Source organism: Staphylococcus sp. FSL K6-0223 (genome assembly GCF_038008285.1).
Map to the genome: position 1 here is coordinate 931,870 of NZ_JBBOYX010000002.1, position 14,364 is coordinate 946,233.

Genomic DNA, 14,364 nt, shown 5'->3' on the forward strand with positions numbered 1-14,364 from the left:
AAAATCATTATTTTAGGAGTGAAATTTTAATGAAGAAATTTTTTGCCGTATTATTATCAAGCTTTTTAGTGCTAAGTGCATGTAGTCATAGTGATCATTCAGATAAAAAAGATTCAGATAAAAACAGTTCAAAAACGGAATCTAAAAAGTCGGATAAAAAAGATTCAAAAGGTGATAAAAAAGTTAATAACGCTAAAGATAACATCAAAGACAGTAAATTAGGTAAGAAAAGCAAAGATAAAAGTTCAAAAAGTAAGGATTCAAAACCTAAAAATAAACAAGCTAATCAACAATCATCTAATAGCGCATCACAAGCAAACAATACTTCAAATCAACCTCAAAATAATAATGCTAATAACGCTAACAATACTAACGGCAATAACCAAAATTCGTATAACAATCAAGCTAATTCACAAAACCAACAACAAAATCAACAACAAAATCAAACTAACAATACACAACAAAATAATTCCCAAAGACAACAACCATCACAGAATAATCAACAACAATATTCAACTGGCAACAACCAATCTGCAAATAATAGCCAAGGCATGAATAACTCACAAGGACAAACAAATACTAATACCCAAAGAGGATTTTAGAATCACAAAAAGTCATGAATGCTATACCTTTACTTAGCATCCATGACTTTTTTTACAAATAAATCAAACTTTCCGTTTAATATTCACATTCAATATTTATATTGAACTTAAGAATCACTTAATTATAACTTAAGATAATATATAGGATAATCTCTTCCTTGTTGATCTTTTAGAGATTCTTTATATTTTTCAAAACCATTCTTTTGATAGAACTTAACCGCGTTATAATTATCTTTATTAACTTCTACATATCTTACTTGGTGTTCACGAATTAGAGTTTGAAGTATTTGAGTTCCATAGCCCTTTCTGAAATACTTAGGATCTATGAACAACATTTCTAGGTTTTGGTCGTTTGTACCTGAGAACCCAATAATTTCCTCGTCATCACACCAAAAATAAGCTTCAACATCATTTAAATAATTCGGTATTTCAGTTTTTAACTCTAATCTATCTTTTTCTTTTAAAAAATCATGAGTGCTAATTACAGACTTCTCCCAAATATCTAATACCTTATGATAATCTTTTTTCTCAATTTTTCTTCTAGTTAATGACATATGAATTCCCCTAATCTTTTAAAAATACAGTTAATTAAAATAATAAGTATAAAAATAAAACCCACAACCATATAGGCTGCGGGTTTCAATAATATGGAGACGGCGGGATTCGAACCCGCGTCCAGAGGTCCTGATACACACCTTTCTACGTGTGTAGTCTATTGATTCATTTCGCATAATAGTAAGCAACAGACAACCAGTATTATGCTAGTTTGATTAATATTCATCTAAACAGACTTCAAACGGCAGTGTTTAGCATATCCTACTAGGGTTGAATCGCGTTAACAGCACGTAGGAGATGCTGTTAGGCGATGCAGTGTGCTATTACGCAGCTACTGCGAAATTATTGTTTGATTTGTCAGTTATATTTACTGAAATGTGTTGATGTCGGAGACAACCCTCCGACACGCTTAGTGTGCTCGAGGGACCCCTGTCGAATCCAAAAACGCCCCCGAAATAATATTAATGACAAATAATAATACAAACAATTTGGTATGACAATATGCATCATTCATTTAAATAACAACATCATTAATCATACCAAATGGCACCCGTTTAAGCAATACGCATGCTTAATAACGGGCTTTTATCGCACGATCGACATCACGTTTCATCGCTTTATCTTTTAAAGCTTGACGTTTATCGTGAATTTTCTTACCTCGTGCAACGCCTAATAAAACTTTACATTGTCCATGCTTTAAATAAAGTTTTAATGGGATTAGAGAATAGCCAATTTCTCGTGTACGTTCTCCTAATTTAATAATTTCACGCTTATGCAATAATAATTTACGAGAACGTAAAGGATCATGATTAAATCTATTACCTTCTTCATATGGAGCAATATGCATATTATTTAAATACATTTCACCACGTTTAACTTGAGCATAACTATCTTTCAAGTTCGCACTTCCACGTCGTATAGACTTGATTTCGGTACCTTGCAGTGCAATACCCGCTTCAACCGTATCTTCAATGTTATAATCATGTCTTGCTTTACGATTCTCCGCTAAAGTACCTGGTGATTTAGTTTTTTTCTTAGCCATTCATACTCACCTCATCTTTGATGACTATTTTTTCTTACGGCGTGATTTCTTTTTCACGCTTTTATCTTTATAGAATGGTTTATGATTTGTTTTACCTTGTTTATCTTTTTTACGTGCATTCTTACCTTTACGTTGCTTGCGTTTCTTTTTATTGCCTTTGCCATTATTGTCATCTTTAGACTTATCTAATGACTTACCACGTGTTTTTGCTTGAATTGTTTTACCACGTGCTGGACGTTGGGATTTATCATTTTTAGGTAAAGGCATACCCACAATTTGAAAATCAATCATGCGTTCGTCTACATCAACATGAGTGACTTTGACTTTCACTTCATCACCAATGCGGAACACCTTCGCTTGGCGTTCACCTATAAGAGCCATTTGGCGTTCATCAAAATTATAGTAATCATCAGTCATATTAGCAATATGAACCATACCTTCAATTGTATTAGGCAATTCAATAAACATACCAAAGTTAGCAACTGAACTAATGATACCTTCAAATTCATCGCCAATATGTTGAATCATATATTCAGCTTTCTTCAATTCATCTGTATCACGTTCTGCCTCTATAGCACGACGCTCGCGTTGAGACGTGTGTTCAGCAAGTTCTGGCAACGTATCTTCCCAATGTCGTAATTCCTTTTTATCCATAGAGTTCTCTATTAGATATTTGCGAATCAATCTATGCACCGTTAAATCAGGATAACGACGGATTGGAGATGTAAAGTGCGTATAATACTCGGCAGATAAGCCGAAGTGTCCAAGGTTTACATCGTCATAATGTGCTTGTTGCATTGAACGCAACATCATTGTTGAAATAACCATTTGCTCTGGTCGACCTTCAACTTCTTCTTGAATGTTTTGTAAAGTTGTAGGATGAATATCTTCACCAGTACCTTTAATCATAATACCGAAATTAGTAATAAAGTCGAAGAATTGTCTTAAGCGATCTGACTTAGGTTGCTCATGAACTCGATAGATAAATGGTACTTCCATTTTATTGAAATGCTCTGCCACTGTTTCATTAGCAGCTAGCATGAATGATTCGATTAAACGTTCACCTTCACCACGTTCACGCATTTGAACATCTGTAGGAATACCTTCTTCATTTACTAGTACTTTAGCCTCATTAATATCAAAGTCAATTTCACCACGACGACGTCGCATTTGGATTAAACGATTAGATAAATCTTGCGCTAAATCAAGCATCGGCGTCAAATCTTTATATTGTGCACGCACTTGAGGATCTTGATCTGTAATAATTTTATTTACAGCATCATAAGTCATACGATAATTAGAATGAATCACACTATCAAATATTTCATGATTAACGACTTCGCCACGTGCATTAATTTCCATACGACAACTTAACGTTAAGCGGTCGACTTCAGGATTCAATGAACATATACCATTACTTAAACGATGAGGAATCATTGGAATCACTCGGTCTACTAAATAAACGCTTGTCGCTCTATCATATGCTTCCTTATCTAAAGCTGAATCTTCCTTCACATAGTAACTTACATCTGCGATACTTACAGTCAATTCAGTATTGCCATTCTTTAATTTCTTAACTGCTATGGCATCATCCAAGTCTTTAGCATCTGCACCATCTATAGTTATTGTTAAATCATTTCTTAAATCACGACGACCTTCAATTTCAGATGGTTCAATTTCTTCAGGAACATCTTCCGCTTCTTTAAGTACGTTATCTGGAAACTCAATTTCTATCCCATGTTGGTAAATGATAGATAAAATATCTACACCTGGATCATTTTTATGACCTAGTATTGCTGAAATATGACCTTCTGGGTTGTCTGTACCATCAGCATATTTAGTAATCTGCACGAGTACTTTATGTCCATCTACAGCACCTAAACTTTGACCTTTAGGAATGAAGATATCTTGCATAATTCGTTTATCATCTGGAATAACAAAACCGAAATGTTTTGCTTCACTATATGTTCCTACCACTTGAGTTACAGAATGTTTCTCAATTGATTTAACTTCACCTTCAACTTTACCTTTATGTTCTCCTCTAGATTTTTGAAGTTCTACAATTACTGTATCGCCATCTAGCGCTCGATTAATTTTTGTTGGAGGAATGAAGACGTCTTCCATTTCATCATCTTCTGGTCGAAGAAAAGCGAATCCTTTTTTATTCTGACTTAAAGTTCCTTTGATTAATTTAGAATTGGACTTACTTGATTCTTTTCTTTGATATCTATCTGTCTTAGTTCGTTCGATTAAACCCGTTTGTTCTAGTTCAACGAGCACCTTAATTAAATCTCTAAATGAGTCGGCACTATTTAAACCTAACGCATCTTGAAAATCTGACACTGACATGGGTTCATAGTCAGGTTGTTTAATTATTTCTTCGATGGATTGCTTTAAATTCATTATGCCCCTCCTTTCTTACTTTTAAATTAATTATTCTGTCCAATCTAATGATTCTAAAAATTGATATACATCTTCAAAAACTTGTTCTTTTTCTTTATCAATTGTAATTACATGTCCTGATTCATGATACCATTTGATATCCTTTTCATCAGAATCAACATGTTCATATATATAATTCGCTGATTGAGGATCAATCATTTTATCTTGTTCTGCTTGTATAACAAGAATAGGCTCAATAACCTCGTCTACTTGTTCTTTACCACGAAGTAAAGTTTCACTAAGTTCTTTAAGCGTCTCAGTAGGATGGAAGTCTTTCATTTCTTTATCAATTGTTTCCTGATCTTTGCCTTCATATTTTTTAAAATTACGAGCATAATCAAGGAATCCATCATAAATAGTGTCTTCCGTCTTGCCATCCATAGGAGCACACATCGTTATAATACCCTTCACATCACGATTTAAGCTTAATTTCAATGCGAAGACCCCACCTAGTGATAAACCTGCTACTGCTATTTCATCATAGCCTTGTTCAACCAGGTAGTCATAACCATCTAAAACATCCTTAAACCATACATATGGGCTAGATTTTAAAATTTCCTCCGGCGGTGCTGCATGCCCTTCATATTGAGGTGCATAAGATGTATAACCCTGTTTCTGAAGATAACGACCTAATTGTCTCACATCAGCTGAGTTGCCAGTGAAACCGTGTAATAATAACACAGCTCGTTTCCCTTCTTCAAAAAAGAATGGTCTTGGTAGTTTAATTTGCATGGTTAGAATCCCTCTCCCTTTTTTATTGAGAACTCATTTCTTTATATTTAATCTTGTCTGCTTTCAGGTTACTATTAGCATAATTTTCATTATAAAAAGAACTTCAATAATGCTTATTAAGCGTCTTTGAACTATTCCCTTATATATAGGTATTAAAAACATCATTATAATACATTATAAAATAAAAAAGCCCGACAAGTATATCGTCGGACTCAGGCTGATAGTATATGTGAGTTATTATAGTTCTTGTTAATCACATCTTCTATCAGACTTGGTTAAGATTCATTAACTTCATTAATACATTATCTTATGGCTTACATACCTAAGTAACTGATACAGAACATAAGTACGAAGAAAATAATAGCTAAAATAATTGTTAATCTATGCAAGAATAAATCGACGCCACGTTGTTTTTGTTTACCAAATAACTGTTCCGCGCCACCACTAATAGCACCTGAAAGTCCATTACTTTTACCTTCTTGGAGTAATACAACAGTCACTAATGCAATACAATCTATAATTAATAAAACGATGATTAATGTATGCATAAAAATTGTCCTCCGTTCATTATATACGAGACGAATTATAACACATCTCTAATAGAGTTATCAAACTTCTATCTATTAAAAGTACTTTTTCTAGCTATCGAAACAACTAACATATAAATCGCTAAAATAATAGAGCCAATTACAACAATGAGTATAGGTAAAACTGCGACAACATTTTTAACATCCAAAATGGCTTGAACAAACATGTATAAATTAACAAGTGTGAATAATGCATTAGAAATATATACAGCAAACATAAACCACCATAAATATGGATGGCGATTCCAAAGTGCCACGACTCCTGCTAAGTATGCAAGAATGTACATTACGCCTGTATATCTATCACTATTTAGAATATTATGTACTGCAGTGTCAGAAGTCTTTTGACCAGCTAAAGATAGCAATGATTTAGCGGTTGTTACATCTAAAACTACAAAATGATGAATGATTAATAAAATACAAAATAATAAAGAACTCATTGCTATTAAGCGGCCAGATCTTTTTTCTCTAACATTTGAATCTGTTATATCTTCCATAATGGTACTCCTTTTTAAAATTACTTTAACTATTATATCAGTTTAATGGGTTAAATTAAACGAGATACGATGTAATAAAAGTATTAAAAAGACCCATTACAGCCTCAACTCTGTAACGGGTCTATAAGTTCTTTAGGGCGTGAAACCTAAAGATTAAAGCGTGAACTCATTTATTTAATATTAGAGATATTATTTGTCTAAATTGTAGAAAGATTTAATTCCATCAAATTTAGCTGTTTCGTATAATTCATCTTCAATACGTAATAATTGATTATACTTAGCAATACGGTCAGTTCTTGATAATGAACCAGTTTTAATTTGACCTGCGTTAGTAGCAACTGCAATGTCAGCAATAGTAGTATCTTCAGTTTCACCTGAACGGTGTGAAACTACAGCTGTGTAACCAGCTTTTTGAGCCATTTCAATTGCTTCAAATGTTTCAGTTAAAGTACCGATTTGGTTAACTTTAATTAAGATAGAGTTACCAATACCTTGGTCAATACCTCTTGATAAGATTTCTGTATTTGTAACGAATAAATCGTCACCTACTAATTGTACTTTATCACCGATACGATCAGTTAATTGCTTCCAACCTTCCCAATCGTTTTCATCCATACCATCTTCGATAGTGATGATTGGATATTTACCAATTAATTCTTCTAAGTAGTCAACTTGTTCTGCTGCGCTACGTTTAGCACCGTGTTCACCTTCGAATTTAGTGTAATCATATACGCCATTTTCATAGAATTCAGAAGAAGCACAGTCAAATCCTAAGAATACATCTTCACCTGGTTTATAACCAGCTTTTTCGATAGCTTTGATGATTGTTTCAACAGCATCTTCAGTACCTTCAAATTTAGGAGCGAATCCACCTTCGTCACCAACTGCAGTTTCTAAACCGCGTTCACTAAGGATAGATTTTAAGTTGTGGAAGATTTCAGCACCCCAACGTAATGATTCTTTAAATGATTCAGCACCAACTGGTAAAATCATAAACTCTTGGAAAGCGATTGGTGCATCAGAGTGTGAACCACCGTTAACGATGTTCATCATTGGAACTGGTAATTGTTTACCATTGAATCCACCTAAATATTTATATAAAGGTTGACCTAATAAGTCAGCTGCTGCACGTGCTACTGCGATTGAAACACCTAAAATAGCATTAGCGCCTAATTTACCTTTATTATTTGTACCGTCTAATTGAATCATCATTTTGTCGATAGATACTTGATCTAATACTGAAAATTCACCTTCAACAATTTCTGGTGCAATGATTTCATTAACGTTTTCTACTGCTTTAGTAACACCTTTTCCTAAATAACGTGATTTGTCTCCATCACGTAATTCAACTGCTTCGTGTTCACCAGTAGAAGCACCTGATGGTACTAATGCACGACCGAAAGCACCACTTTCAGTAAGTACTTCAACTTCAACTGTTGGATTACCACGTGAGTCTAAGACTTCGCGAGCGTAAACATCTGTAATAATTGGCATGTTTAATATCTCCTTTAAATATATTATAAAGCTATTATAGCCCTATTTATAATTTTATTAAAATAATTTATTAGCAAGGTTGTAAAATGCGAGAGTACTAAATTTCCTCCCTTAATTTAACACCTAAATTCTGTATTAGTGATTAATTAATGATTCACCAGTCATATCAGAAGGTTGTTCTACATTTAACAAGTCTAATAGTGTAGGAGCTAAATCTCCTAAACGTCCTGTTTCACGTAAAGTTACGCCTTCTTTAGTTACAATTACTGGAACTGGATTTGTAGTGTGCGTAGTCATTGGTTCATCATCATCTGTTAACACTTGATCAGAGTTACCATGGTCAGCAGTGATGATAGCATGACCGTCCATTTCAAGAATCTTATCAACAACTTCGCCTAGACATTCATCTACAGCTTCAATTGCCTTAATTGTAGGTTCAAGCATACCACTATGTCCTACCATGTCAGGATTAGCAAAGTTTAATAGAATTAAATCTAAATCGCCTTTATCTAATTCCTCTAAAAGAGCATCTTTAACTTCATAAGCACTCATTTCTGGTTTTAAATCATATGTCGCAACTTTAGGAGAATCGATTAATCTACGACGCTCTCCTTCGAATTCATCGTTACGACCACCGCTCATAAAGTAAGTTACATGTGGATACTTTTCAGTTTCAGCAATACGTAGTTGTTTTAAGTTATTATTTTGTGCAACTTCCCCGATTGTATTGTGTAAATCAACTTTTTCAAAAACGATTTCAGCGTCTACATCATCGTTATATTTAGTGAATGTTGCATAGAATAAATCTTTAACTTGTTCAACTTCGAAACCATCAAATGCTTGATTAGTGAAAATTTCTGAAAGTTGAGCTGCTCTATCAGGACGGAAGTTATAGAATACAACTGCGTCACCATCATTGACACCATTATTTTGATTATCAATGATAAATGGTTCAACGAATTCGTCAGTAACATCATTGTTGTAATTAGCTTCCACACCTTCTTTGGCTGAAGCATAAGTTGGACCTTCGAAGTTACGGATAGCATTATAAGCTTTTTGTTCACGATCCCAACGTTTATCGCGGTCCATCGCATAATAACGTCCTGATACTGAAGCGAATTGGCCAACGCCTAATTCTTTGAATTTAGCTTCAGTTTCTTCAATATATTTTAGTGCAGATTTTTGATCTACGTCACGTCCATCTAAGAAAGCATGAACATAAACTTTATCTACACCTTGTTTTTTAGCTAATTCTAAGATTGCAAATAAATGTTTATAGTGACTGTGAACACCACCATCAGATAATAGACCAAATACATGTAGTGCTGAATTATTATCTTTTACATGTTTAACTGCGTTATTTAATACATCGTTTTCAAAGAAATCCCCATCTACGATAGATTTATTAATACGAGTTAAACTTTGATAAACAATGCGACCTGCACCAATATTCATGTGACCTACTTCCGAGTTACCCATTTGTCCTTCTGGAAGACCTACATCCAAACCACTCGCTTCAATTTGTGTAGTTGGGTATTTATCATAATAGCGATCAAAATTAGGCTTGTTTGCTAATTTTACAGCGTTACCATGTTCACTTTCACGATTTGCAAAACCATCTAAAATGATTAAGGCAGTTGGTTTTTTAGCCATAATTATTTTGCACCTTCCAATAATTGTACGAAATCTTCAACTTTTAATGATGCGCCACCTACTAATGCACCATCAATATCTGATTGAGCCATATATTCTTTAATATTATTTGGTTTAACACTACCACCATATTGAATACGTGTTGCTTCAGCAACATCTTGGCTTGATAAGTCAGCTAATGTTTTACGTACGTGCGCGCACATTTCATTAGCATCTTCTGAAGTAGAAGATTTACCAGTGCCGATTGCCCAAATTGGTTCATAAGCAATAACTACTTCTTTAAGTTGATCTTCAGATAAGCCTTCAACAGCTTTTTTAACTTGATTACCTACTACTTCATTTGCTTTACCTGCTTCACGTTCTTCATCTGATTCACCAACACAAATAATTGGTGTCATACCATGATTAAAGATTGCGTGAGCCTTTTTATTTACTTCTTCATCAGTTTCGTGGAAATAATCACGACGTTCTGAGTGACCAATCACGACATATTTAACACCTAAGTCAGCTAAAGCTACAGGTGATGTTTCACCAGTGTATGCGCCACTGTCTTCGAAGTATGCGTTTTGAGCACCGATTTTTAATCCTTGTGCTTTACCTTCTTTAACAGCAGTTACTAAAGCATCTAATTGGATTGTTGGTGCACAAATTACTGATTCTACTTCTTTAGGATCAGGTAATGTTGGTAATTCATTTATGAAATCTTTAGCTTCTTGAACTGTTTTATTCATTTTCCAGTTTCCAGCTATAATTGGTGTTCTCATTCATTACACTCCTTAATAATTTAGTGTTAAATTTAAAAATTTGTAAGATAATAAATTTTAATGATGACATATGAGTCAGATAAAGAAAGCATATATAAGCTTTCATTCATCCTTTTCCCATATCATTAAATTTAAAAACTTACGCCTTAACCAAGCGAGGTTCATTCAATTATTTATCGTTAATTGCTTTAATACCTGGTAATTCTTTTCCTTCTAAATATTCTAATGATGCACCGCCACCAGTAGAAATATGAGTAAAGTCATCTTCGAAACCTAGTGAGATAGCTGCTGCTGCAGAATCACCGCCACCGATAATTGTAGTAGCATCTTTTAAGTTAGCGATTGATTCACATACACCGATAGTACCTTTTGCAAAGTTACTAAATTCAAATACACCCATAGGTCCATTCCACACTACTGTATGTGCACCTTGTAATTCTTCATTAAATAGTTCAACAGTTTTAGGACCTATATCCATTGCTTCTTGATCAGCTGGGATATCATCAATTGAAACTTCAGTGATTTTCGCGTCATTAGAGAATTCTTTAGCTACCTTACAATCTACTGGTAAGACAATTTGATCGCCATTGTTTTCTAATAAATCTTTAGCGAAGTCAATTTTGTCTTCTTCTAATAACGAAAGACCAATTTCTTTACCTTGCGCTTTCATAAATGTATAAGCCATACCGCCACCAATTAAAATTTTATCAGCGATATTAACTAAGTTTTTGATGACATTAATTTTATCTGAAACTTTGGCACCACCTAGGATAGCTACAACTGGTTTGTGTGGGTCGTTAACAACTCCACCAATAAATTTAATTTCTTTTTCCATTAAATAACCAGCTGCTGTTTCTAAATGAGTAGAAATACCTACGTTAGATGCGTGTTCACGGTGAGCTGTACCAAATGCATCGTTAACGAATACATCACCTAATGATGCCCAATATTTGCCTAATTCAGGATCATTTTTAGATTCTTTCTTACCATCAATATCTTCAAAACGAGTATTCTCAACTAATAATACATCGCCTTCATTTAAATTTTTGATAGCAGTTTCAAGTTTTTCTCCACGTGTTTCAGGTACGAAAGTAACTTCCTTACCTAATTTTTTAGATAAATCATCTGCTACAGGTTTTAAAGATAAACCTTCTTTATCACTTTCTTCTTTCACTTTACCTAAGTGAGAGAATAATACTAATTTACCACCTTGTTCAATAATGTATTTAATAGTTGGCAACGCTTGAACAATGCGGTTATCATTAGTGATTTCTCCATCTTTCAACGGAACATTAAAGTCTGCACGTTCGAGAACTACTTTACCTTTTAAATCTAAATCTGAAACGATTTTTTTAGCCATTATTAATTTCCTCCTTTAAATAGGAAAACTTTATATAAAAATAAGCGGAGAAGCGTTTGTGCTCCCCGCTTACTCATAAGCTTATATATCTAATTAAACAGTACAGAGCACTAATCAAATTATGAACGTTTGAGAGAGTTACTCTCTCGACATGTGTACTTTAAATAACTTGAATAACGTGCTTATACACTATGCTTCAATTATTTAGAAAGTTCAGCTAAGTGAGCTAATGTACGAACTAATTGAGAAGTATAAGACATTTCATTGTCGTACCAAGCTGCAACTTTAACTAATTGACGGTCACCAACAGTCATTACACGAGTTTGAGTAGCATCGAATAATGAACCGTAAGTCATACCTACAACGTCAGAAGATACGATTTCATCTTCAGTGTAACCAAATGATTCATCAGAAGCTTGTTTCATTGCTTCATTTACTTGATCAGCTGTTACATCTTGTTTATCTAATACTACAGTTAATTCAGTTAATGAACCTGTAGCAACTGGAACACGTTGAGCTCCACCGTCTAATTTACCGTCGATTTCTGGAATAACTTTACCAATTGCTTTAGCAGCACCTGTAGAGTTAGGGATAATGTTTTCTGCTGCTGCACGAGCACGACGTTTGTCGCCTTTTCTGTGAGGAGCATCTTGAGTATTTTGGTCACCAGTATAAGCATGGATAGTAGTCATTAAACCTTCAACTAAACCAAACTCATCATTTAAAACTTTTGCAACTGGTGCTAATGAGTTAGTAGTACATGAAGCACCTGATACAACTGTTTCAGAACCATCTAATTCATCATGGTTAGTGTTGAATACGATTGTTTTTAAATCACCAGTAGCTGGAGCAGAGATTAATACTTTTTTAGCACCTGCATCGATGTGAGCTTGTGCTTTATCTTTATCAGTGTAGAAACCAGTACATTCTAATACTACGTCGATGTCTAGGTCTCCCCAAGGTAATTTGCTTGCATCTGGTTCATCGAATGATTTAATTTCTTTACCGTTAACACGGAATCCACCATCTATAACTTCAACTTCTCCAGTGAAGCGACCTTGCATAGTGTCGTATTTTAATAAGTGAGCTAACATTTCGTCATCTGTCAAGTCGTTAACTGCTACTACTTCAAGACCTTCTACATCTTGGATTCTTCTGAATGCTAAACGACCAATTCTACCAAAACCATTAATTGCTACTTTAATTGCCATTATAATGGCCTCCTTTAAAAATGATATTTAAAAAGTATTAAACTTTTTATTACTATTGTAAAATAACTTTCGCTGCAGCTTCGTCTGTGATTAATACAGTATTGTCTGGAGCAATAGAGAGATAAGCTTTAATTGCTTCTCCTTTAGATTGTCCACCTGCTACAGCAAAGATAAAATCTTTACTCTCAAGGTCTTCTAATTGTAGCCCAATCGTTTTAACTTTATGAACCACATTGCCTTGAGCATCAAAATAATATCCAAAAGCTTCTCCAACGGCTTGATGATGTTGAAGTTTATCAATCACTTCTTTTGGTGATTGACGTCGATGCGCCATCTTCAGCGCATCACCAATACCGTGAATTGTAACATTTGCTTGTTTAATTTTATCTAACGTATGAATCACTGATGGCTCTAACATCAAAGTGTCATATGTAGATTCACTCACATTATCTGGTACATACAATGTTGTGTAGTATCCACCAGCTTGTTGAGCCATACTAGAAGAAATAGTATTTGCTTGGTAGACCATATTTTCACCTAGTCCACCTCGAGCTGGAACAAAGAAAACATTAAATGGTAGTAAATGAATAGATTCACTTACGTATGCCATCGTGGATCCTCCAGTTACAGAAACAATTGCATCTTCATATAAAATACTTTCTAGTAACTGACCAGCCTGTCTTCCTATTTCTCTTTTAACTGTTTGATTCGAATCTGAATCACCTGGAATGACATGAACATCTTTAATGTTGAACTTTTCTTTAATCGCTCTAGCCATTCTGTGGTCATCACTATAAACATTGAAGTAATCACTGAGTTGCGATAAGACTTCAGTACCTTCATGAGTGATTTCCATACCGGTTGATTTAACTTTAATTAATTCTTGCTTTTTCAACATGTCTGTTTCAGATCTTAAGACCCTTTCAGTCATGTCCATGTGTTCACTTAAACTTCTTCTACCCACTGGTTGGTTTTGAGAGATAGTAGTTAAAATCGAAAAACGTCGATACATCTTGTCAACAAGGTCAGGTATGAGCTTTTGCTGAACTTTTATTAAGTCTTTCACTACTACCTTCCTCCTTATATCTTTATAAAAAGGTAATCGAGGGGCTACTCACAACCATGGGTTGACTTTTTAAGTCCCACCTGGGACAAAAATTAACCTCTTTACACTTGCAATAGTACTATTGCGTATAATAAATTGCAAGCAAATTAACTCATATTTTTATTAATAATTATTAAAGTTGATAATAAAACGTTTACATCCTTGAAGTGTTCATTATGAGCTCCAAAAGGTTTAAATTATTGTTTTATTACCTTTACGAGATAATTTTACCCAAGCTATATTAAATATAATCATCTGTTTTAAATCCTTGATTAATTCAATTATAATTAAAATTGTTGACAAAGATTTTTCATGAAGAG

Annotated in this window: 13 protein-coding genes and 1 other RNA gene; 1 reads left to right on the top strand and 13 read right to left on the bottom strand. The window is 34.1% G+C overall.

The annotated features are described in order from the left end of the window. The first annotated feature begins 29 nt into the window (after nt 1-29). Nucleotides 30-602, top strand: a complete 573-nt coding sequence (locus MHI13_RS15420; protein WP_064210478.1) for a hypothetical protein — start codon at nt 30-32, stop codon at nt 600-602. Nucleotides 603-724: 122 nt separating this feature from the next. On the opposite strand, the gene MHI13_RS15425 is transcribed toward MHI13_RS15420, so the two are convergent. From MHI13_RS15425 to MHI13_RS15485, 13 genes are all read right to left on the bottom strand, one after another. Beyond that, entirely contained in the window at nt 725-1,156 is a 432-nt protein-coding gene (locus MHI13_RS15425) for a GNAT family N-acetyltransferase (RefSeq protein WP_064210477.1), read from the bottom strand. Between the two features lie 91 nt (nt 1,157-1,247). Beyond that, nucleotides 1,248-1,609, bottom strand: a transfer-messenger RNA (tmRNA) gene (gene ssrA, locus MHI13_RS15430). Nucleotides 1,610-1,728: 119 nt separating this feature from the next. Continuing rightward, nucleotides 1,729-2,199, bottom strand: coding sequence for an SsrA-binding protein SmpB (smpB, locus tag MHI13_RS15435; RefSeq protein ID WP_002433363.1), 471 nt, complete (start codon nt 2,197-2,199; stop codon nt 1,729-1,731). 24 nt (nt 2,200-2,223) lie between these two features. Next, the gene (gene rnr, locus MHI13_RS15440; RefSeq protein ID WP_002433114.1) at nt 2,224-4,602 is read right to left on the bottom strand and encodes a ribonuclease R; all 2,379 of its coding nucleotides are present in this window, start codon (nt 4,600-4,602) and stop codon (nt 2,224-2,226) included. A gap of 30 nt (nt 4,603-4,632) precedes the next feature. Continuing rightward, complete coding sequence (locus MHI13_RS15445; RefSeq protein WP_023350643.1) at nt 4,633-5,373, bottom strand: alpha/beta hydrolase; 741 nt, start codon at nt 5,371-5,373, stop codon at nt 4,633-4,635. 314 nt (nt 5,374-5,687) lie between these two features. Next, nucleotides 5,688-5,921 (bottom strand): preprotein translocase subunit SecG, encoded by a 234-nt coding sequence (secG, locus tag MHI13_RS15450; RefSeq protein WP_002433475.1) that lies wholly within the window; start codon nt 5,919-5,921, stop codon nt 5,688-5,690. Between the two features lie 68 nt (nt 5,922-5,989). Next, a complete protein-coding gene (locus MHI13_RS15455) occupies nt 5,990-6,448 on the bottom strand; it encodes a hypothetical protein (protein ID WP_153019934.1) in 459 nt (152 codons plus the stop codon). 198 nt (nt 6,449-6,646) lie between these two features. Continuing rightward, nucleotides 6,647-7,951: a surface-displayed alpha-enolase gene (eno, locus tag MHI13_RS15460; protein ID WP_002432982.1), complete on the bottom strand. Its 1,305-nt coding sequence runs from the start codon at nt 7,949-7,951 to the stop codon at nt 6,647-6,649. Between the two features lie 135 nt (nt 7,952-8,086). Further along, nucleotides 8,087-9,604 (bottom strand): 2,3-bisphosphoglycerate-independent phosphoglycerate mutase, encoded by a 1,518-nt coding sequence (gpmI, locus tag MHI13_RS15465; RefSeq protein WP_064210475.1) that lies wholly within the window; start codon nt 9,602-9,604, stop codon nt 8,087-8,089. A gap of 2 nt (nt 9,605-9,606) precedes the next feature. Next, nucleotides 9,607-10,368 (bottom strand): triose-phosphate isomerase, encoded by a 762-nt coding sequence (gene tpiA, locus MHI13_RS15470; RefSeq protein ID WP_023350645.1) that lies wholly within the window; start codon nt 10,366-10,368, stop codon nt 9,607-9,609. A 169-nt stretch (nt 10,369-10,537) separates the two neighbouring features. Next, nucleotides 10,538-11,728: a phosphoglycerate kinase gene (locus MHI13_RS15475; RefSeq protein WP_064210474.1), complete on the bottom strand. Its 1,191-nt coding sequence runs from the start codon at nt 11,726-11,728 to the stop codon at nt 10,538-10,540. A gap of 200 nt (nt 11,729-11,928) precedes the next feature. Next, nucleotides 11,929-12,939, bottom strand: a complete 1,011-nt coding sequence (gene gap / locus MHI13_RS15480) for a type I glyceraldehyde-3-phosphate dehydrogenase (RefSeq protein ID WP_002432992.1) — start codon at nt 12,937-12,939, stop codon at nt 11,929-11,931. 52 nt (nt 12,940-12,991) lie between these two features. Then, nucleotides 12,992-14,005: a sugar-binding transcriptional regulator gene (locus MHI13_RS15485; protein WP_002433152.1), complete on the bottom strand. Its 1,014-nt coding sequence runs from the start codon at nt 14,003-14,005 to the stop codon at nt 12,992-12,994. Nucleotides 14,006-14,364: the final 359 nt, after the last annotated feature.